We start from the raw sequence: 20,214 nt of genomic DNA on the forward strand, positions 1-20,214 counted from the left end.
CCGTTGTTGCACTTGTTGTTGCGTTTGTTGTTGCGTTTGTTGTTGCGCTTGTTGTTGCGCTTCAGCGCAATCTATTGTTAAACTACAATAATGGAGAAGATGTGCTAAAGCACAACAACGGGTGGAGTTAAAGCTCAACAAAGAATTTAACTTTTTGATGAACAACGGCTAAATTCCACATATAATCCTCAATTTCATATTCAGTTGCAGCTTGATTAATATAGGTTTTAGCAAGTTCTATATTTTGTTCAGCTTCATAATATAATCCCAAGTAAAGATGACTATAAAAATTCCCTGATTTTCCTTGTTTTTCTCCGATTTTTAATAAATCTTCGGGGGTACAATTCCCGGCAAATAATTCATAAACACTTCTCAAAACCGGACGCGGATCATTTTTAACCGGAAGCAGGGTATTTTTAGCAGCTTCAACTCCTTGAAATTGGGCAATACATAAATATCGCCAAACCGTTTCTTCAACGTCTTGGGAATTAACGGTTAAATCAATTTCAAATTGTTCAGCACCGAGTTGATATTGTTCTGTATAATAATAGGATAATCCCCGTTGCCACAAATAGGGTTTAATGCTAGAATCCAACTTTTCTGCGTGATCAAAGTCTTGGATAGATTCAGCAATTTTCCCCAATTTAAAATAAACCATTCCCCGTTGAATATATCCCCGAATATCATCAGGATGGGAATGAAAATATTTAGTCCAGTAGTTGAGTTGTTGTTCTAAGGAAAGAGGCATATTTGATATTGTTGTTGCGCTTAAGCGCAATCTATTATAACAGAGAAGATGCGCTTAAGCGCAACAACGGGTGGAGCTAAAGCTCGACAAAGAATTAATTTAATTTTTTGATGAACAACAGCCATTACCCATTACCCATTACCCATTACCCATTACCTCTTGCCCAATCTCCTTGCTATCCCAGAAAAATCTGTTATAATAAGTTCAAGGTTGTGCTGCGGCGTTGGTGATTTGCCGATATGTTTTTTTGATCTATAGCTTTAAGAATACGGGAGCCAAGAGAATTGCAGGCGGCAGTAAACCGAGCTTAGACTCGGAAACTTTAAGTCTGGTCGAGGTACCCACCTGGTTTTGCCCAGGTCAAAAGCTGAGGTAACACGGCGTTGCGGTTAACCTTATCGCTCAAGTTCTCAAACAATAGAAACTATAATAGGCCGTCCATTTCTAAATCTTCAATAATTTGTAATCCCCTCGGATCACCGACTCTTAATAACGATGATTTAGCATCATCCTTAACCCCGACATCCCCATCTTCTTCCAAGGCTTCAATTAAGGCATCAATAGCCACGGCATAAACAACATTAGAGGGTAGTTCTCGACAGAGTTGACCCAATGCCCAGGCGCAGTTACTTCTAACCGCCGGAACCGGATCTTGACGGAGGGCTTCAATCATGGGGGGAATTGCCCGAATCACGGTATCATAACTCACTTTCGCCATTTGACCAAGGGAACTCGCCGCCCACAGACGCACGGCGGGAATATCAGTTTTTAGGGCATCTAATAAAGGTTCTAAAGCTCGGCGATCGCCACAGGTTCCTAAAGCCCAAACCACCCCTTTACGGACATAACCATTCCAGTCTTGATGTAGTTGTGTAATCAAAGCTTCCACCACTTGGGAATTAGAATTGCGTCCCAAGGCATAGGCCACACTTACCCGCACCAAAGGGCAACTATCCTTCAACAACCGAATTAAATCAGGAATAGCCCGCCTGTCCTTAATTTCACAAAATGCCCTGGCCGCAATCATGCGCTGTTGCGGTTCGGATGAGGTTAACAACAGCAACATTTCCTCTGGATCGGGTTTGGCCATTTCGCCATCATCCAATTGATCCAAAGGACTTTCTAAGGGGTCTTGAGTATTGGTTACGATCAGTTTTTCATCCTCCATATCATTAATTTACAACAATTTGTCACCGTTGATGTCATCAATTTTAGGGAAGTTAAACCTCTTTGTATAGAATCTTCTGCATCAACAAAGATTGAGGTTGATAACCTAGTTTCTGATAAAGATTGAGAGCGGGTTGGTTATTCGTGAAAACTTGTAGACTGATTTTGCGATCGCCTCGTCCTATGGCCCACTGTTGGACATGAGCCATTAAAGCCGAACCAATACCCCGTTTTCGGTGTTCTGGTGCGACATACAACAAAAAAACATGGGCGGTGCGTTCTCCGTCGGCCAAATCAATCGCATTACCTAACCATAAACAAGCTATCGGTTCGGGAGGGTAGGAGTCTGGGTTGAATTTATCCACCCACCACAAAGGAGTTTGAGGCGAAAAATACTGCTCAACAGTTAGGGCGAGATGGCTTAAATCTTGATCGGGGAATTGTTCCTTATAGGTTCGATATGCAAACTTGAGTAATAAAGCCCGATCTAAACGTGACCCCTGGCGCAAATGATAACCGGGAATAAAAACTTCAGACACGGATATGATTAAGGAAATAGGTCGCCGATGTAGTAATCGTGCCAATGGGCGCAGGGGCGGTCATATCTCCAGGGAGAAAAATTCGCGCACTGACAACGAACAGAGCAAATAAAAACATGATGACCACAATCAACGGGGCCATATATTGACGAAAGAATGCCATAATCAGTTATCAGTTATCAGTGTAGGAATTGTCGGTTTTTAGCTAATAACCTACAATACAATAAAAACTATCAACTATGAACGAATAACTAATAACTGGTACGGATGCAATAACAGCCTGACGAGATTGCGCTTTGTTTAGGCGCGTCTAACCACTGATAACTGTTTACTGATAACTGAATTAAATGACTTCTATCCTCGTTAAACCATCTTTGCCTCGACCGATCAATACTCCCACTGTTCATCAACTCTCCAATGGTCTGACCATTGTGGCAGAACAGTTAGCCGTTGATGCGGTAAATCTCAATGTTTGGATTAATATTGGTTCAGCCATTGAATCCGATGATATCAACGGTATGGCGCACTTTTTAGAACATATCGTTTTTAAAGGCACACCCCATCTGCAAATCGGGGAATTTGAGCAAAAAATCGAACAACGGGGCGCGGTCACCAATGCAGCAACCAGTCAGGACTATACCCATTACTACATCACCACCGCCCCCCAGGACTTTGCGGATTTAGCTCCCCTACAATTTGATGTGGTTCTGAATGCCAGTGTCGCGGATGAAGCCTTTGAACGGGAACGATTTGTCGTCTTAGAAGAAATTCGTCGGGCTGAAGATAACCCAGGGCGGCGTTCCTTCCGTCAGTCCATGGAAATCGCCTTTGAGCGACTCCCCTATCGTCGTCCGGTTTTGGGGCCAGCATCGGTGATTGAGCAGTTACAATCTCAACAAATGCGGGATTTCCATGGCACTTGGTATCAGCCCCGCTCCATGACCGTAGCAGTGGTCGGAAATTTACCCGTGGAAAATTTGATCCAAACGGTAGAAAATGCCGTTAGCTCGGTTTATCCCCCATCCTCGTCGGGTTCTGCCCTCCCTGAACTACAACCCTGGACTCCTGAAGCGAGTTTTCAGGAAATTGTTCGTCAAGAAATCATTGATGATACCTTGGAACAAGCCCGATTATTGATGTTGTGGCGTGTACCTGGTTTAGTAGAACTTTCTGAAACCTATCCTTTAGACGTTTTAGCCTATATTTTAGGTCAGGGCAGAACCGCACGACTATTCCAAGATCTACGGGAAAATCGGGGGTTAGTTTCGTCGATTTCTGCGAGTAATATGACCCAGCGTTGGCAGGGGGTATTTTATATTTCAGCCCGTTTGCCCGTGGAGAATTTGGCTCTGGTTGAAGGAATTCTCACCGATCATATTCGTCAAATCCAAAGCGAATTAATTACCGAAGATGAAATTGCTAAAGTTAGGATGCAGGTGGCAAATCGGTTTATCTTTGGAAATGAAACTCCTAGCGATCGCGCCGGGTTGTATGGATACTATCAATCTTTGGTGGGGGATTTAACTGCGGGTCTCCATTACCCCGATCATATTCAAAGTTTGAGTTCAGAAACCATTCAACAGGCGGCACAACGGTATTTGTCTCCTGATGCCTATGGAATTGTGATTTTGAAACCTTCCTCAAACAGTCATCAGTCATCAGTCATCAGTTAACAGTTAACAGTTAACAGTTAAAGAGTTATCAGTAAAATCACGTTCCCTGAATTAAAGAAAACCCAGAGTTGGGAAATTTCTGGGGACTAATAATGGTAAAATTGTCCTGACAACTTTGATCTCCATGTTTTTTGAGTCATTGGTGAGAATTAGCCTCTGTCAGCACCCCGCACTCTCTGTGACGGGGCTATGCGCGGAGCGCAGGCTACGCGCCCGGTGCCTCTAACTTCAGTTAGTTGACCAGCCTAAGTCTTAACTGACTACGTTTTTGTGAGTCAAGACACCCTGTTGGATGCGTAGCTAGTCCCTGGCTCTGTCGTTAGTAGTTAAACAGTTTTACGAGGGGTAAGACAGTGCTACTAGCCTAACAAGCTCTTAAAACCTTGGCGTTCGCGTAGCGTGTGCGAAGCACTCAGCTAACTTTACCCTAGAAATAGGAGTTAGGAGGGCCACCATACCCTCCTCCCTGAAAGGGGAAATATAAAGCCGTCCTATAAGGCTTGCCCTGAGCTTGTCGAATGGGACGGGGTTTCTACCCATTTTTCTGATGAAACTACAAGATTTTCTCGGTAAAAATACTCGATATGATATTAAAGGTATTTCTGAAGACGACGAACTTTCCCGCCAAGTTCAGACTCGACTAATTGATTTAGGACTACTTGATCCGCCTGTGGATGGGGTTTTTGGCCCGAAATCAACGGCGGGATTACACCAATTTCAGAAGTTGATGGAGTGTGGTGAAGCGGGTTATCTGGGCGCAGTAACGGCGAAAAAGCTAATAGAAGCAAAACGGGAACAGATTCCCGTAGCAACCCCAATTCTGAAAACGGTCAAAAGTACAGTTTTTAAAGTTAAACCGATTGCTTCTTCTCAACTAAATGACTCGGAAAAATTTGCGATTCCCGCCGATAAAGAATTTAGTGTTTTAGCCTACGATCCCATTCGCGGACATTTACGAGTCGCTTTACGCACTGAATCCTACGGGGGATATTCGGTCTTATATATTTGGGGAGAACACGCTGAAATTTATGAAAATGGCAGCCGGGTGTATCCTAAACCGCTTCCCAAAAGTTTCCGTCTCAATGTTCCCTATAAATCTCAATTGGATAACTGGTTTAATCCGACGGGATCGTGCAATGTGACATCCATAGCAATGTGTTTGGAATACTTGAAAGCTCGTCGCAAAACCAGTTCTGGTCAGTTTGAAGATGAACTCTATCAATATGCTATTGATAAAGGCTACAGTCGCCACAATCCCAACGATTTAGCTCGAATTGTTCGAGATTATGGCTGTCAGGATTATTTTACTGAAAATGGCACCATAGATGATATCAAAGATTGGATTGCGGCTGGAAATCCTGCTGTAATTCATGGATATTTCACCTCCTTTGGTCATATTATGCCTGTGGTGGGTTATGACGAATATGGGTTTATTGTTCATGACCCTTATGGGGAATGGTTTTCCTCCGGTTATCGCACGGATTTGAGTGGATCTTATTTGAATTATTCCTATCTATTGATCCGCCGTGTTTGCATACCTGATGGTAGTTTTTGGGTACATTTTATTTCTAAGTAGTTGTTAGGAATAAAAGTGTAATCTTAGGGCGAGGTTTGTTTACTCGCCCCTAAAGTTTAATTTAGATTCTCATGCTTAAATCTAACCAATTTGAACGGGTAATCGGGGCGCTAGTTGAAATATAATCAACTCCGGTTTTTGCAACTGAGCGAATAGTTTTTAAAGTAATATTTCCCGATGCTTCTATTTTAATTCTGGGGTTATATTCACGAATAATATTAACAGATTCTTTCATTAACTCTAAGGACATATTATCTAACATAATAATATCCGCTTCATGTTCTAAGGCGATTTTAACCTGTTCTAAAGTTTCTGCTTCGACTTCAATAGTTAAAGGATAAGGCATGGTTTCTCTAATTTTTGCGATCGCTTCTGCAATTCCCCCCGCCGCCGCAATATGATTATCTTTAATCATAATCGCATCATCTAATCCCATCCGATGATTTTTTGCCCCACCGACTTGAATAGCATATTTTTCTAATAATCTTAATCCAGGTGTGGTTTTGCGGGTATCCACTAATTGACAGGGTAAATCGGCGATCGCTTCTACATATTTCCGCGTCTCCGTAGCAATTCCACTCAGTCGCATCGCTAAATTTAACGCGACTCTTTCCCCTGTTAATAATGCTTCTAAACTCCCCTCTAAAAATGCAATTTTTGTCCCTTTTTCACACCATTCTCCCTCTTTAACTAAAGGAGTAAATTCTATCTGATGATCCAACAGTTGAAACACTCTTTCAGCAATAGATAATCCGGCGATCACACCCTTTTCTTTAACAATCCAATCGGCGGATTTGATCTGATTTCCGACTAATAATCCGGCGGTCGTGCGATCGCCTCGTCCAATATCTTCTAATAACCATTGTTGTAATAGGGGATCTAAAATAACCCTAGGAGGTAATATCGCATTCATATTTAATTCACGAGAAATATCAAAACATCCTATAATACCGGGGGTCAAAGAAACAAGAAACCGGGTTTCTAATACCAAAGCCTCCTTCCGATTTATCACTGGAAGAAGGCTTTAGTTTGATATTAACCTGGCACCGAGCTATTTTCCCAGGCGGCTACCCGCCAAGTATCTTCGCCGTGTCAGCGTTTCACTTCCGAGTTCGAGATGGATCGGAGTGGTTCCACTGAGCCATAGACACCAGGAAAGCTCTATAAACTTTTCCTGTTTTTGAGGGCTTTGCGTTCTTGTGGTTCGCTCGTTTCTCCCTCACAATTTACTAATCTACTTGATTTCTCTAGGAATGTCAACCCCTTTTTTAAAATATTTTTTTTGATCCTCTGATCCGGCTTGGTGAGGGAGTTAGGGGTATCAAGCGGATCAAAGAAACCGGGTTTCTGAGATTAAAATATAAAAGCCTGCTTCCGATTTATCACTGGAAGCAGGCTTTTATTTGATATTAACCTGGCACCGAGCTATTTTTCCAGGCGGCTACCCGCCAAGTATCTTCGCCGTGTCAACGTTTCACTTCCGAGTTCGAGATGGATCGGAGTGGTTCCACTGAGCCATAGACACCAGGAAAGCTCTATAAAACTTTTCCTGTTTTTGAGGGCTTTGCGTTCTTTTGGTTCGCTTGTTTCTCCCTCACAATTTACTAATCTACTCTGTTTCTCTGGGAATGTCAACCCCTTTTTCAAAAAAAGTTTTTCTTGCCTCAACCTGAGCTACAACAGAAGACGGAAACCTATTCAGGAAATCATGATTCAGTTTAATCTACCCCAGCCCCCCAGCTTTGAACGAGTCGAAGATGAACGTCTACATCGTCAGCAACGGTTAGCTGCCTCCTTTCGGTTATTTGCCCACTATGGTTTTGATGAAGGAGTTGCGGGTCACATCACCGCCCGTGATCCTGAATTTCCTGACCATTTTTGGGTTAACCCCTTTGGAATGTATTTTGGCCAGATTCGGGTATCGGATTTATTGTTAGTGAATCATCAAGGGGAAGTTGTCAAAGGGAATAAACCCGTGAATGCAGCCGCATTTGCCATTCATTCCCAAATCCATCAAGCCCGTCCTGATGTCGTGGCGGCGGCCCATGCCCATTCATTATATGGAAAAACTTGGGCTTCTTTAGGGAGATTACTTGATCCTTTGACTCAAGATGCTTGTTCTTTTTATCAGGATCATGTCTTATTTGATGATTATACTGGAGTCGTTTTAGACCCGAATGAAGGCCAACGAATAGCTAATATTTTGGGGGATAAAAAAGCAGCTATTTTGCGAAATCATGGATTATTAACTGTCGGTCATTCGGTAGATGAAGCAGCCTGGTGGTTTATTGCAATGGAACGCTCTTGTCAGGTACAATTAATGGCGGAAGCTGCCGGAAAACCGATATTAATTAATCCTGAAATAGCTGATTTAACCCTTAGTCAAGTTGGTAGCCATTATATGGGTTGGTTTAGTTTTCAATCGTTGTATGACAAAATTGTCGCAGCAGAACCGGACTTATTAGAATAACAGCAGGTCAACAAATTGCAAACGTGGAGATTGAAAAATATTATAAAATATTAGACCTAAAACCAGGGGTAAGCTTAGAGGAAGTGAGACAAGCCTATCGCCATCTAGCATTGATATGGCATCCCGATCGTTATCCCCAAGATTCTCTCTTACAAATCGAAGCGGAAGCAAAATTCAAAGAAATTAGCCACGCCTACGAAACCCTAAAAACCCATTTAAGTTATCCTACCTCCCCGGCTCCCCCAACCTTCACAACCTTCACACCTCCCCCAACTCCCCCAACTCCCCCAACTCCCCCAACTCCCCCAACTCCCCCAACTTCCCCAACTTCCCCAACTTCCCCAACTATCCCTCTAGGTTGGCTAACGGGGGTGTTTGTTTGTTATACGCTGATCGCTTGGATTTTAATAACTTTGAAGATTCCCTTCTGGGTTTGGATATTTGGCCTAATTGCTTGGTTTACGATTACCTTGGTCGCCAGTAAGGATTCGGATTCGTCTCAACCTTGGTTAATATCGTTGATGTTTGCTGGGGCGATCGCTGGTTGGGTGCTAGGAAAGGAAGCTGGGGGGGTAATTACAGCAACGGTATGGGGGATGGTCGGCATCGGATTAGGGGCGATCGCAGGCTCAGAAACAGCCTCTAAATCGGTAATTGGACTGTTGACGGTGATGGGAATTGCTGCTATTGCCGGGTTAATTGCCGGAACTCGCCGGGGAAACTGGTTAGGTTCAGTTTTCGGTGGGGGTTTTGGGGTGATTATGGGGTTAATGTTAGGGATTATTTTAGATGCAATATTTCAATCCAGAGCCAAACTAGGAACGGGGAGTTTATTTGGATTACTATTAGGGGGATGGATCGGGGCTGGCATTGGGGCGGGTCAGAAAGCCATCATGCGGGTGATTGAACAAATACAGCCAGAGCTTATTATTGCTGCTTGGGGTGCGATCGCTTTGGTTGCTGGGGTTGTGGCGCAAATGGTGGCGGGAGAAAAATTACTTGCGTCCTACAATGGGTTTTATACCTTTTTGATTTTAGGGATAATTTCCGGTCTCGGTTTTAGTTTTGGGTTGTGGTTAGCCTACTAATCCTTTAATAATAGATACAGAATCAATTCAACGTTCAAACTCATTCAATAACAATGGAACTTGATTTATCTCGCTTTTTTAAAGCTTCTAATCCGGCTGAAACCCTGAATGTAGAAAACCCGGAAGATCAACAATATTATATTGATTTTTCTCCTGCACGCGGTGGGAAACTAATTGAGCAAATTTCCCGAACAATTACTCGTTTATCACCCGATCGCCCCACTTGTCAACTCTTTACTGGTCATGTTGGATCGGGAAAGTCAACGGAATTACTCCGACTTCAAGCTCAACTCAAAAAAGAAGGATTCCATGTCGTTTATTTTGAGTCGAGTAAGGATTTAGATATGGCGGATGTGGATATTACTGATATTTTATTAGCGATCGCCCGTCAAGTCAGTGAAAGTATTGAACTCCTACAAATTAAATTAAAACCTAAAGGCTTTAAAAGTTTACTCAGTGGAGTGATCGGGGTTTTAAATACAGAAATTGATTTAAAAGGAGATGTTAATGTTCCCGGAATTGGGACGTTAGCTGCAAGTACGGAAGGGGAGTTTTCCCTATCAACGGGAATTGGAAATATTACGGCTAAAACCAAAGATAGTCGAGATTTAAGGTCTTTATTGCGTCAATATTTAGAACCTCGAACTAATAATATTTTAGAGGCGATCAATAAAGAATTATTAGAACCCTCGATCCAACAATTGAAACAAATGGGAAAACAGGGGTTGGTCGTAATTGTTGATAATTTAGACCGAATTATTGATAGCAAAAATAGTACCGGACGCCCGCAACCGGAATATTTATTTATTGATCGGGGCGAACAACTGAATAAACTCAATTGTCATGTTGTTTATACGATTCCGTTGGGTTTAATTTTTTCTAATGATTTAGGACAACTGATGAATCGCTTTGGGAGCGACCCAAAAACTTTACCAATGGTGACGGTAAAATTTGAAGATGGAACACCCTGCGAAGCAGGAATTGAACTATTACGCCAAATGGTAATGGCTCGAGCTTTTCCGGGTATTGATCCGAAGGAATATCCAGACTTAGTAACAAATATTTTTGATAGTCCTGACACTTTAGATCGACTTTGTACCATTAGTGGCGGTCATGTTCGCAGTTTGTTAATTTTGTTATATAGCTGTTTGCAAAAAGAAGATCCTCCATTAACTAGACAATCCTTAGAGGAGGTAATTTTACAACGTCGCCATCAATTAACCTTAGCTATTGAAGCCGAAGAAAAACAAATGTTACGTCAAGTTGCAGCAACTAAAAAATTAAGTGGTCAAATGGAATATCAAACCCTATTAAGAAGTTTATGGGTGTTTGAATATCACCAAGCCCAACATTTTTGGTATGATATTAACCCAATTTTGGCAGAAGCTCAGGAATTTTGATCACGGATTTAGAAGGATTACACGGATTACACGGATTTTTTTGATGTTTTTAGATGGATTGTAAGGATTTTAGGAGGGTGGGCATAGCCCACCTTATTTTTAAATCGAAATATATAATGTTTTCATGTCGTGTTACCAGAGATTGCCTCAACAATCATTTTCTCAAGTTTGTGATTGGCGATCGCTATTTCATCCAACTACAAATATTCTCAGATGATTTGATGTGTTTTAGAGTGCGATGGTCGCTTGGACTCTAATCTGATAGGAGTTCACCTGAGCGATCTGCAAAGCAAATTAGAGCAAGTGAAAAAGTTTTTTTCATTTCGCTTGCTCAACTAATGTTTTACATTTTGGTGTAAGATCAATACCCCGGACAGTTTTTGAGTAAAAGCCTAGACCCCTTATTCTACCGTTAGCGATCGAGGCTAAACGAAAGCCTAAACCCCTTATTCCACCGTTGGCGATCGCAAACTGTCCGAAGTGTTGTAAGACGAAGCAATCCACCAAAACTTAACTATTTTTTAGATTAAGATTAAAGTGTTTTAGGTCAACTACCTAGTATAGGGAAAGAAAAAAGTGCAATTAAAAGAAATAAAGATTTCCCGTTTTAAGAATCAACCTGATGAGTGGTCAATTGAAGGGAAACCTCTAAATAATGAATTTGGACAATGGCTCTCTTTCGTTGGGATGAATCTCATCGTAGGGAAAAATGCAACAGGCAAAAGTAAAACAATCGATGCCATACGCCATATTGCAGACCTATTTTGTGGGGATGTGCAAATATCCCGGCTTAATTCATTAGGCTTTGGAACTACTGAATATAATTTAAGGTTCGATAGTGATGAGGGAGAAATACAATACTATTTGGATTTCAAAGATGGGAAAATCATTCAGGAGACTTTAACGGTTAATAATGTAGAAAAGTTAAACCGTACTGAAGGGATTCTCTGGTATGAGGGAGCTGAGAAAAAATTAGCTTTTGAGACAGATGATGATGTATTAGCTGTATCAAAAAGAGATAAAAAACAACATTCTTTCTTTGAAACGTTATATTCTTGGGGGAAAAACTTAAATTACTATCCTTTTGGGACTCCATTAGGTAAAAACGCTTTTCTAAAAGATATAAATCTGGTCAAATATGATAGTGACGAAGTAGATTTAAAAGATGGTGATGAGGTAACTCGAATTTTTTGTATGGGGGAGAAGCAATTTCCCGATTCATTTGTAAATACCATACTTGAGGATATGAAAGCAATTTCATACGATCTACAAAAAATAGAAGTAAGTCCCTTAAAAAAATTTCCTATTCCTGTATATGGCTTAAATGTACAAGAGAGAGATTTAAAGGGTATTACAGATCAGACAGAAATGTCTCAAGGAATGTTCAGGGCTTTATCACTCCTTGTGCAACTCAATTATTCTTTGTTAAGCAAGACTCCAAGTTGCATTTTGATTGACGATATCGGAGAAGGATTAGATTACGATAGATCTAACAGCCTTATTGAACTTATTATTGAGAAGATAAAAGATTCATCTGTCCAAGTTATCATGACCACAAATGATAGATTTGTAATGAATAAAGTTCCTTTGGAATATTGGTCTGTTATTCAAAGAATACCCAAAAAGTCTTTATTTTATAATTATAGAAATTCTAAATCAACTTTTGAAGAATTTCAACGTACAGGGCTTAATAACTTTGATTTCCTATCCTACGAATACTACATTGAAGATTTTGAAATTGAAGAATAACCATGAAAAAAATTACTTTTTTTGTTGAAGGACAAACAGAACAGCTTTTTATAAATAAGCTACTCATAGAAATAGCAGGACAAAAAAATATTTCAGTTGAACTAGAGCAATTTCAAGGTTATGGAAGAAGACCTACAAAAAATATTTATCCTAAAACAGCTTCAAATCCAGTTTCTCCTAAGCATTATGCTTTGATTCACGATTGTAGGGGTGATAGCAGTGTAAGATCAAGAATTATAGACAACTATCAGACATTATTTTCACAAGGGCATACTCAAATAATTGGTCTGTTAGATTTTTATCCGCAAAATCTATGTCCAGAAACGAACTTAACTCAATTTGAAAATGAGTTGCTAAATGGTACTGTAAAACGAAATCGCCAAGTAACTCCGCCTTTACCTGCTAACACTGCAATTGTGGTGGCTGTGAATGAAATTGAGTCGTGGTTCTTATCTGAATGCAATCACTTCACCTGTGTTGATACGATTCTGACAAACTCTTTTATAGTATCAAGAGTAGGCTTTGACCCTTGTATTGATGATATGACTTTACGCTCCCATCCAGCCCAGGATTTACATGATATCTATCAGCTTGTAGGTAAAGCATATAAAAATAAGAAAAAAGATACCGTAGAAAGAACTATAGAATGTTTGGATTATGCAAATATTTACATAAAAATCGCAAGTAAAATAACAAAATTAAACGATTTAGTTTCAATAATCAATACATTTTTGACATAATAAAGAATTCGATATGTCAAGATTATCTATTTCACCCTTACCTCACATTGTAAAGCGATCACACTTTAGATTAATAATTTTTTAAAAAGTCTTCAAAATTTCTGCGGCTGTCAATTTTAGGTTAGGGAAAGTAGTCGAAATAACTATCTGATTGCCACGGAATTGCTGAATTTCATACTCTCCATTTGCTAGTGTGCAGATAGAGAGAGTAGGCTGTTTGGACTTCCCAATATGTCGAACCCCTCCCAATCCAGCGTAGTCGGCAATCCAATATTCGGGAATGCCCAGAGTTGCATAGTCTTCAACTTTACGGGCATAATCATTTTGCCAGTTGCTACTCACAACTTCCGCTACAAATTTAATTGAACTGCCTAGGGTCAGAATTGACTGCTCACTCCAAATTGGTTCTTTAGTAAGCTCATGTCGGTCAATAACTGCCACATCGGGTCGAAATGCAGTCATTCCCATGTTAGAAGGGCGAATAAGTCCTCGCTGAAGCACAAACCAAGGCAATCCCATTTGGTCGATTTGGACGCATACCTTTGTGGTAATAAAGGCTGCAACTTCTTCATGCAAGCCTGTTGGTTCCAAGTCAAATATATCTCCATCAATAAGTTCATAACGGTTATCGTCACGATAAGTAACGATAAACTCGTCAAAGCTGAGTGCTTTCTGTTGAATTGGTCGGTCGGTTGCGATTGGCATATATCAACTTATCCCAATTAATACATTCATTATATCGAAATATATAATGTTTTCATATTCTTGGGATCACCACTATAATCAAATAGATATTGAATTCCCGTTATTATGATTAAAGGCACAACCAAACTATTAGGAGTAATCGGTGATCCGATTGCACATTCCCTTTCTCCGGTGATGCACAATGCCGCGATCGCCCATTTAGGAGTGGATTATGTTTATCTGCCATTTGCTATTTCTCCTAATCATTTAAAAACCGCCCTCGAAGGATTTGCAGCTATTGGAATTCAGGGATTTAATATTACTATTCCCCACAAACAGGCGATTTTACCCTTTTTATCGGAAGTGACAACCCTGGCCCAGTCCGTCGGGGCGGTGAATACTGTTTGGCGGACTCATAAGGGTTGGAGTGGCACCAATACCGATGTTGTGGGTTTTCTGACTCCCCTAGAGGTGTATCATCAACATTGGCATGATCAAGTGGCCGTGATTTTGGGATATGGCGGGGCGGCGCGGGCGGTGGTGGCTGGATGTGCCCAGTTAGGGATCGGGGAAATTTATGTTGTCGGTCGTGACCCCCAAAAATTGGCCACATTTCAACAGAGTTGGATCACTTCCCCCCTATCGGTTGCGGTCAAAACCTGTCCCTGGGAACAATTATCGAGTCTGCTTCCCCAAGCGGACTTATTGGTAAATACGACCCCGGTGGGAATGTATCCTCACGTTCAGGAGTCTCCCGTTGAGGCGTCGGTGCTGGATAAAATTAAATTGGGTGCGATCGCTTATGATTTAATTTATGTTCCTGAAACCACCCAATTTTTGACTTTAGCAGGGGCTAGAGGTGCGCTGATTTTAAATGGATTACCAATGTTAGTAATTCAGGGAGCCGCCGCCTTAGAATTGTGGTTACAGCAACCTGTTCCCGTCGAGATTATGCGTCAGTCTCTCCAACAATATCTAAATATAAAATAACTCAAAAATTGTATGAAATTTAGAATTTCACCGATTATTTTTTGCCTTTGTTTCTGCATTTTAATCATCGGTTTTTGGACTCCCCCAGCTTGGGCATTAATTCCGATTCAACTTCAAGATTTAAGTTACAAAGACTGTCCTCCTGAATTAGCAGAAGGGTATATATCTAGTGGTTCTAGTCAAGATGCCAACTGTTTTATTATTACCGGAAAAGCGAATAATACATCGGGAAAAGTTGTTGTAGATGCCGATATTTTTGGTCGGATTTATGATGCGACCAATAACCCAGTGATGCAAAATCGAGGACGGTTAGGGAGTATTGATACAGTTCCCCCTGGAATTAGTGATTTTGAATTTAGAATTTCGATTCCTTCTAACCTGGAAACTCCTCTGCAACTCAAACAATTTAAAGCCTCTGGTTTTAAAAATCGAATTGGGAGATAAACTCGACTAACTTCCTGATTGTAAGCGTTTAATTTGGAACTGGGCATCCTTATAACCTCCCGTTAAGCCTTGTTCCAAATAGAGTTTTCCCGCCTGTTCAAAATCACTAATAGCGCCACTTTTATCACCGATTTCAACTCTAACTAATCCTCGTCCATAATAAGCCGCAGCATAGTTAGGTTTCAGACGAATAGCTTGAGCATAATCGGCGATCGCCTTATCATAATTTTTCATTCTAACATGAACTTGGGCACGATTCCCATAAGCTTCGGCATCATTGGGATTAATATTAATTCCTTGGGTATAATCAGCAATTGCTCCTTCATAATCCTGGGCGGCGGAACGGGCTAATCCTCGATTACTATAGGCTTTATAATCATCTCCTTTAATTTCAATAGCTTTTGAGCAATCTTCAATCGCTTTGGGGTAATCTTTTAAATTCAAATTAGCAATACAACGATTATTATAGGCAACTTCATTCGGAGTTCTATTAATCGCTTCGGTGCAATCTTTAATCGCTTGATCATAGTCCCATAAATTAATATAAACACTACAACGATTTGCATAGGCTTCAGAATTATTAGGATCAATTTGTAGGACGGTATTATAATCAGCTAACGCCCCTTGATAATCCCCTAAATGAAATCTGGCTCGACCTCGATCATAATATCCTATCGGGTTCTTTGGTTCTAGGCGAATAGCTTCGGTATAATCGGCCATTCCTGCTTGTAAATCCCCTGATTTCACCAATGCAGTCCCCCTAGCACGATAGACTTTACTTTCTTTCGGTTGCAGTCGTAAAACCGTATTATAATCATTAATGGCGGCGGTATAATCTTCTAAATCATAATGAATTAAACCTCTTTTATAGAAAGCATCTCCGTCTTGAGGTTCTTGTTTTAAGACTTGGTTAAAATCAGCCAAAGCCCCAGATAAATCCGACATATCATAACGAGTTAAACCCCGGTTAAAATAAGCATTGACATACTTAGGATTTAGTTCAATGGCTTTAGTGTAATCTGCCAAGGCTTGTTCATATTCCTTCAAATCATAGTAAGCATTGGCACGTTTATGATAGGCTTCGGGATTATTAGGATTAAATTTAATGGCTTGATTAAAGGCTCGAATTGCACCTTTTGGATCACCTTGATTGACTTTTTCCACGCCTCTTTTTAAGGCATTTTCAGCTTTGACGGGATCGGGACGATTTAAAACTTGGAGCAAGCCAAAAATCACGATTAAACTGACTAATCCTGTTGTGGTAATTGCAATTATTTTAGGCCAAGGAATCGGTTTTTTTTCTTCTTGATAAATTGGGAAACTTTTTAACTTATTAATATTAAATCCTGATCGTCCGGTTGCCTTTCTTAAGTCATCTAAGACATCAATTACAGTCAGATAGCGTTTGCTATAATAAGGATGTACCATCTGATCAATAACCTGGGCTAACCCTGCACTAGCTTTGCTATAATTTCGCCAACTCGGTTCTCCGGTACTCGATAAACTTGGGTCTTGTAATTTAGGTAAATCTGAAGCTTCTAACCCCGTAATTGCTTGAATGGCAATCATCCCCACAGCATAAATATCACTATTATATTGGGGATGACCTTGGAACTGTTCAATGGGCATATAAAACGGAGTTCCCGTGGCTATGGTTCGTAATCCTTGACCATTACCATCGGCGAGTCGGGTACTGACTTCTTTGACGGAACCAAAATCAATTAATACTAATTTTTTATCAGATTTACGACGGATTAAATTAGAAGGGTTGACATCCCGATGAATCACTTGATTATCATGGACAAATACTAAAATCTCTAAAATATCTTCGATTAATAAAATCACCTGTTCTTCTGACCAAGGAACCCCGGGAACTAACTCTTTCATAAGAGGCTGTCCACTAACAAATTCTTCGATCAAATAAAATTGATTATGATCTTCAAAATAAGCTAATAATTGGGGAATTTGATCATGTTTTCCCAACCGTTCTAAAATTTCTGCCTCTTGGCGAAATAATCGTAATGCGGTCTTTAAAGTATTAGAATTATTATTAGGTGGTCGCAATTGTTTCACAACACATTGAGGATGACCCGGACGTCGGGTATCCGCAGACAGATAGGTTTGTCCAAAGGCTCCCGAACTTAGGACTTGAACAATTCGGTATCTCCGATCTAATAATTGACCAATCATTTCCATAATTAGTAATCAGTAAACAGTAATCAGTCAAAAGTAATCAGTAATCCGAAAAGTTAAGAATTATCAAGCCCATTCTTAACCCTTAACTCTTAACTCTTACACTGGTAATGCCAATACTTGATGACTGATTACTGATTATGTCACAACCTACGATAGAATCGATTTTGCAAGAAAATCGGTTGTTTAAACCAACACCAGAGTTTTCCCAGAATGCCCACATTAAAACCTTAGAGGAGTATAAACAACTCTATGAAGTGCGATTCGTTTAACCTAAAATAAGCCGAAAAGCTTATGGGACGGTTAACCCAGTTGATGAAACTGGTGATAACTGATTACATTTATGGGTGAGTAAAGAAATGCCACAAAATCTCTAAAAAGTAACGAAATGTTACGAAATTAAGAGATAAGTAACAAAAATTTACAAGTCCCATCCCTCAAGTGCTGAGGTGAAAGCATAACCCCTAGTTTGACTGGGTAGCAACCAACAAGCTAAAGCGGGGTTAAAAGGGTAGAACTACTGGAAGCCAAATCTGGTAACTACTGAGCAAGAAGTCCATGCGTAGCGAAAGCAAAGATGTGTCTGAACCATCGTTAGTTGTGATGGTGTAATGGCTAAATCAAGAACAATCTTGATTAACACCAAGCCAAAAGGCAAGGATAGGGCATAAGCGTATTTCTTAACGACTTATAAGCACCGCCCAAAAAACCCGGTGGATAGCATCACGCTAAAGACTTCAAACAAATGTGTAATCGGAACGAAGTAACCCCTGTATATCTCTGGAGAGGTCGTGCGTCCAGTAAGTAGCTAACGAATGGTATATGGGGAAAGGATGGTATCAAAAGCGAATGCCTTGTTGTAATGACAAGGATATGCTGACAGATACTCGGTAATTCCAAAGAAATAGAACAAGTAGCAATACAAATGTCTAAAACGCTGATTAAAACTCAGACGGTGGAATGGAAAGACCTTAACTGGCGCAAGCTGGAAAGGGTAACTTTCAAGTTGCAAAAGCGCATATTTCAAGCGAGTGAACGAGGCGATGTTAAAGCAGTTCGTAAACTTCAAAAGACCCTGATTAATTCCTGGAGTGCTAAATGTATTGCGGTTCGCAGGGTAACACAAGATAACCAAGGCAAAAATACGGCTGGAGTAGATGGAATTAAATCTCTTACCCCAAAGCAACGTATGAACTTGGTAGGACGATTAAAGTTAACCAATAAGGTAAAACCAACTCGCAGAGTTAATATTCCCAAACCTGGTACAACAGAAACCCCCCCCAAGCCCCCCATGCACGGGGGGTTTGGGGGGCGGAATACCCACAATCAACGACCGCGCATTGCAAGCGTTAGTTAAACTAGCGTTAGAACCAGAATGGGAGGCTAAATTTGAGCCAAACAGTTATGGTTTCAGACCAGGACGTTCCTGCCACGATGCAATAGGAGCAATATTTTTGAGTATCAGATACAAGTCCAAATATGTATTGGATGCTGATATTGCCAAATGCTTCGACCGCATAAACCACAAAGCATTAATCTCCAAGATAAACACATACCCTACATTAAGCCGTCAAATTCAAGCGTGGCTAAGAGCAGGGTACATGGACGGAAAAGAACTTTTTCCTACTAATGATGGTACACCACAAGGCGGGGTAATTTCACCCTTACTTGCGAATATTGCCCTACATGGTATGGAAGAAAGAGTCAAGCAATACGCCGAAACTCTAAAAGGGAAACAAAACAAACAGCATAAACGTGAATCCCTAAGTTTAATCCGTTACGCCGACGATTTCGTAATAATCCATGATGATTTAAACGTAGTCAAAAAGTGTCAAGAGATAATTGCAAAATGGTTAAGTGACATGGGATTGGAATTAAAACCAAGTAAAACAAAATTAACCCACACCCTCAATAAAATTGATGGAAATGTTGGGTTTGAGTTCTTAGGATTCCATATACAACAACACAGAGTAGGCAACTACCGATGTGCGAACAACACGCACGGAACACCGCTAGGTTTTAAGACATTAATCACACCCTCAAAAGCCAAAGTTAAAACTCATCTTGTCAATATAGCTGAAGTAATAGATACCCATAAGACAGCCCCACAAGCTGCTTTAATTAGCAAGCTAAATCCAATTATTAGGGGTTGGTCAAACTATTACACAACAGTGGTTAGTAAAGCAACTTTTTCAAAAGTAGATACACTAACCTACGATAAGTTAAGAGCATGGGCAAGAACGAGGGGAAAAGGGAGCATCAATAAAGACAAATACTGGAGAACAGTAGGCGATAAAGATTGGTGTTTCAGTACAGAAGACGGAATAGAATTATTCAACCACGCCAGTACGCCAATCGTAAGGCATACAAAGGTCAAAGGAAAGGCTAGTCCGTTTAATGGAGACTGGATTTACTGGAGTAAACGAAGGGGCGAATATCCTGAAACTCCTAGCAGAGTTTCCAAATTAATCAAAAAACAAAAGGGTATTTGTCCTCACTGTGGTCTGTATTTCACAAGTACAGACATTGTAGAAGTTGACCATATTAAACCAACATCGTTAGGTGGAAAAGACACCTACGATAACCTTCAACTTTTACATAAACATTGTCACGACATAAAAACGGCTCACGATGGTTCCTTAACTAAAAATAAGGTTAATCCCTTAGAACAAGTCGAGAATTACGACCTCAATCCGTTTTGAATCGTACCTATAACAAAGGTGGAATTATCAAGGAGCCGTGTGAAGCGAAAG

At 40.5% G+C, this 20,214-nt stretch carries 17 protein-coding genes, 2 rRNA genes, 1 other RNA gene and 1 pseudogene; 12 read left to right on the top strand and 9 right to left on the bottom strand.

All coding sequences use genetic code 11. The features are described 5' to 3' along the window. Nucleotides 1–127: 127 nt before the first annotated feature. Complete coding sequence (locus tag AC559H_RS15655; RefSeq protein WP_036833668.1) at nucleotides 128–748, bottom strand: tetratricopeptide repeat protein; 621 nt, start codon at nucleotides 746–748, stop codon at nucleotides 128–130. 209 nt (nucleotides 749–957) lie between these two features. Here AC559H_RS15655 and ssrS point away from each other — a divergent pair. After that, a non-coding RNA gene (gene ssrS / locus AC559H_RS15660) (6S RNA) lies at nucleotides 958–1,144 on the top strand. Between the two features lie 28 nt (nucleotides 1,145–1,172). Here ssrS and AC559H_RS15665 read toward each other — a convergent pair. The 3 genes from AC559H_RS15665 to AC559H_RS15675 are packed head-to-tail and all read right to left on the bottom strand — an operon-like array spanning nucleotide 1,173 to nucleotide 2,617. Next, the gene (locus tag AC559H_RS15665; RefSeq protein WP_026785358.1) at nucleotides 1,173–1,916 is read right to left on the bottom strand and encodes a HEAT repeat domain-containing protein; all 744 of its coding nucleotides are present in this window, start codon (nucleotides 1,914–1,916) and stop codon (nucleotides 1,173–1,175) included. A gap of 52 nt (nucleotides 1,917–1,968) precedes the next feature. Beyond that, on the bottom strand, nucleotides 1,969–2,454 hold the full coding sequence (locus AC559H_RS15670) for a GNAT family N-acetyltransferase (RefSeq protein WP_026785357.1): 486 nt from the start codon (nucleotides 2,452–2,454) through the stop codon (nucleotides 1,969–1,971). After that, nucleotides 2,447–2,617: a DUF8624 family small hydrophobic protein gene (locus AC559H_RS15675; RefSeq protein ID WP_173401021.1), complete on the bottom strand. Its 171-nt coding sequence runs from the start codon at nucleotides 2,615–2,617 to the stop codon at nucleotides 2,447–2,449. The genes AC559H_RS15670 and AC559H_RS15675 overlap by 8 nt, the downstream gene beginning before the upstream one ends. Nucleotides 2,618–2,801: 184 nt before the next feature. Between AC559H_RS15675 and AC559H_RS15680 the strand changes: the two genes are divergently transcribed. Next, the gene (locus AC559H_RS15680) at nucleotides 2,802–4,127 is read left to right on the top strand and encodes a M16 family metallopeptidase (RefSeq protein ID WP_026795959.1); all 1,326 of its coding nucleotides are present in this window, start codon (nucleotides 2,802–2,804) and stop codon (nucleotides 4,125–4,127) included. Nucleotides 4,128–4,674: 547 nt separating this feature from the next. Next, on the top strand, nucleotides 4,675–5,703 hold the full coding sequence (locus AC559H_RS15685; RefSeq protein WP_026785355.1) for a C39 family peptidase: 1,029 nt from the start codon (nucleotides 4,675–4,677) through the stop codon (nucleotides 5,701–5,703). Between the two features lie 61 nt (nucleotides 5,704–5,764). On the opposite strand, the gene nadC is transcribed toward AC559H_RS15685, so the two are convergent. From nadC to rrf (AC559H_RS15700), 3 genes are all read right to left on the bottom strand, one after another. After that, nucleotides 5,765–6,616 carry a carboxylating nicotinate-nucleotide diphosphorylase gene (nadC, locus tag AC559H_RS15690; protein ID WP_026795960.1) on the bottom strand — a complete coding sequence of 284 codons (852 nt, stop codon included), beginning with the start codon at nucleotides 6,614–6,616 and terminating at the stop codon, nucleotides 5,765–5,767. 125 nt (nucleotides 6,617–6,741) lie between these two features. After that, nucleotides 6,742–6,858: ribosomal RNA gene (rrf, locus tag AC559H_RS15695) — 5S ribosomal RNA — on the bottom strand. Between the two features lie 257 nt (nucleotides 6,859–7,115). Further along, a 5S ribosomal RNA gene (gene rrf / locus AC559H_RS15700) occupies nucleotides 7,116–7,232 on the bottom strand. A 179-nt stretch (nucleotides 7,233–7,411) separates the two neighbouring features. Here rrf (AC559H_RS15700) and AC559H_RS15705 point away from each other — a divergent pair. The 5 genes from AC559H_RS15705 (at nucleotide 7,412) to AC559H_RS15725 (ending at nucleotide 13,150) form a co-directional block, all read left to right on the top strand. After that, nucleotides 7,412–8,173, top strand: a complete 762-nt coding sequence (locus tag AC559H_RS15705) for a class II aldolase/adducin family protein (protein WP_036833666.1) — start codon at nucleotides 7,412–7,414, stop codon at nucleotides 8,171–8,173. 23 nt (nucleotides 8,174–8,196) lie between these two features. Beyond that, the gene (locus AC559H_RS15710) at nucleotides 8,197–9,261 is read left to right on the top strand and encodes a J domain-containing protein (RefSeq protein WP_036833664.1); all 1,065 of its coding nucleotides are present in this window, start codon (nucleotides 8,197–8,199) and stop codon (nucleotides 9,259–9,261) included. Between the two features lie 53 nt (nucleotides 9,262–9,314). Beyond that, complete coding sequence (locus AC559H_RS15715; protein WP_026795962.1) at nucleotides 9,315–10,661, top strand: P-loop NTPase fold protein; 1,347 nt, start codon at nucleotides 9,315–9,317, stop codon at nucleotides 10,659–10,661. Between the two features lie 576 nt (nucleotides 10,662–11,237). Beyond that, the gene (locus AC559H_RS15720; protein ID WP_026795963.1) at nucleotides 11,238–12,410 is read left to right on the top strand and encodes an ATP-binding protein; all 1,173 of its coding nucleotides are present in this window, start codon (nucleotides 11,238–11,240) and stop codon (nucleotides 12,408–12,410) included. 2 nt (nucleotides 12,411–12,412) lie between these two features. Next, complete coding sequence (locus AC559H_RS15725; RefSeq protein WP_026795964.1) at nucleotides 12,413–13,150, top strand: DUF4276 family protein; 738 nt, start codon at nucleotides 12,413–12,415, stop codon at nucleotides 13,148–13,150. Between the two features lie 81 nt (nucleotides 13,151–13,231). On the opposite strand, the gene AC559H_RS15730 is transcribed toward AC559H_RS15725, so the two are convergent. Further along, nucleotides 13,232–13,855, bottom strand: coding sequence for a Uma2 family endonuclease (locus AC559H_RS15730; protein ID WP_026785348.1), 624 nt, complete (start codon nucleotides 13,853–13,855; stop codon nucleotides 13,232–13,234). Between the two features lie 105 nt (nucleotides 13,856–13,960). Between AC559H_RS15730 and AC559H_RS15735 the strand changes: the two genes are divergently transcribed. Both AC559H_RS15735 and AC559H_RS15740 read left to right on the top strand, forming a co-directional pair. Next, complete coding sequence (locus AC559H_RS15735; protein ID WP_026795965.1) at nucleotides 13,961–14,824, top strand: shikimate dehydrogenase; 864 nt, start codon at nucleotides 13,961–13,963, stop codon at nucleotides 14,822–14,824. A gap of 12 nt (nucleotides 14,825–14,836) precedes the next feature. Then, nucleotides 14,837–15,268 carry a hypothetical protein gene (locus AC559H_RS15740; RefSeq protein ID WP_026785346.1) on the top strand — a complete coding sequence of 144 codons (432 nt, stop codon included), beginning with the start codon at nucleotides 14,837–14,839 and terminating at the stop codon, nucleotides 15,266–15,268. Nucleotides 15,269–15,274: 6 nt separating this feature from the next. On the opposite strand, the gene AC559H_RS15745 is transcribed toward AC559H_RS15740, so the two are convergent. Further along, entirely contained in the window at nucleotides 15,275–17,464 is a 2,190-nt protein-coding gene (locus AC559H_RS15745; protein WP_081694827.1) for a serine/threonine-protein kinase, read from the bottom strand. A gap of 137 nt (nucleotides 17,465–17,601) precedes the next feature. Between AC559H_RS15745 and AC559H_RS15750 the strand changes: the two genes are divergently transcribed. Next, complete coding sequence (locus tag AC559H_RS15750) at nucleotides 17,602–17,733, top strand: hypothetical protein (RefSeq protein ID WP_267879857.1); 132 nt, start codon at nucleotides 17,602–17,604, stop codon at nucleotides 17,731–17,733. Between the two features lie 653 nt (nucleotides 17,734–18,386). Continuing rightward, a pseudogene (gene ltrA / locus AC559H_RS15755) lies at nucleotides 18,387–20,163 on the top strand (group II intron reverse transcriptase/maturase). The last annotated feature ends 51 nt before the right edge of the window (nucleotides 20,164–20,214 follow it).

This window comes from Planktothrix prolifica NIVA-CYA 540 (assembly GCF_963864145.1).
In the GTDB taxonomy this organism is placed as follows: Bacteria; Cyanobacteriota; Cyanobacteriia; order Cyanobacteriales; family Microcoleaceae; genus Planktothrix; species Planktothrix agardhii.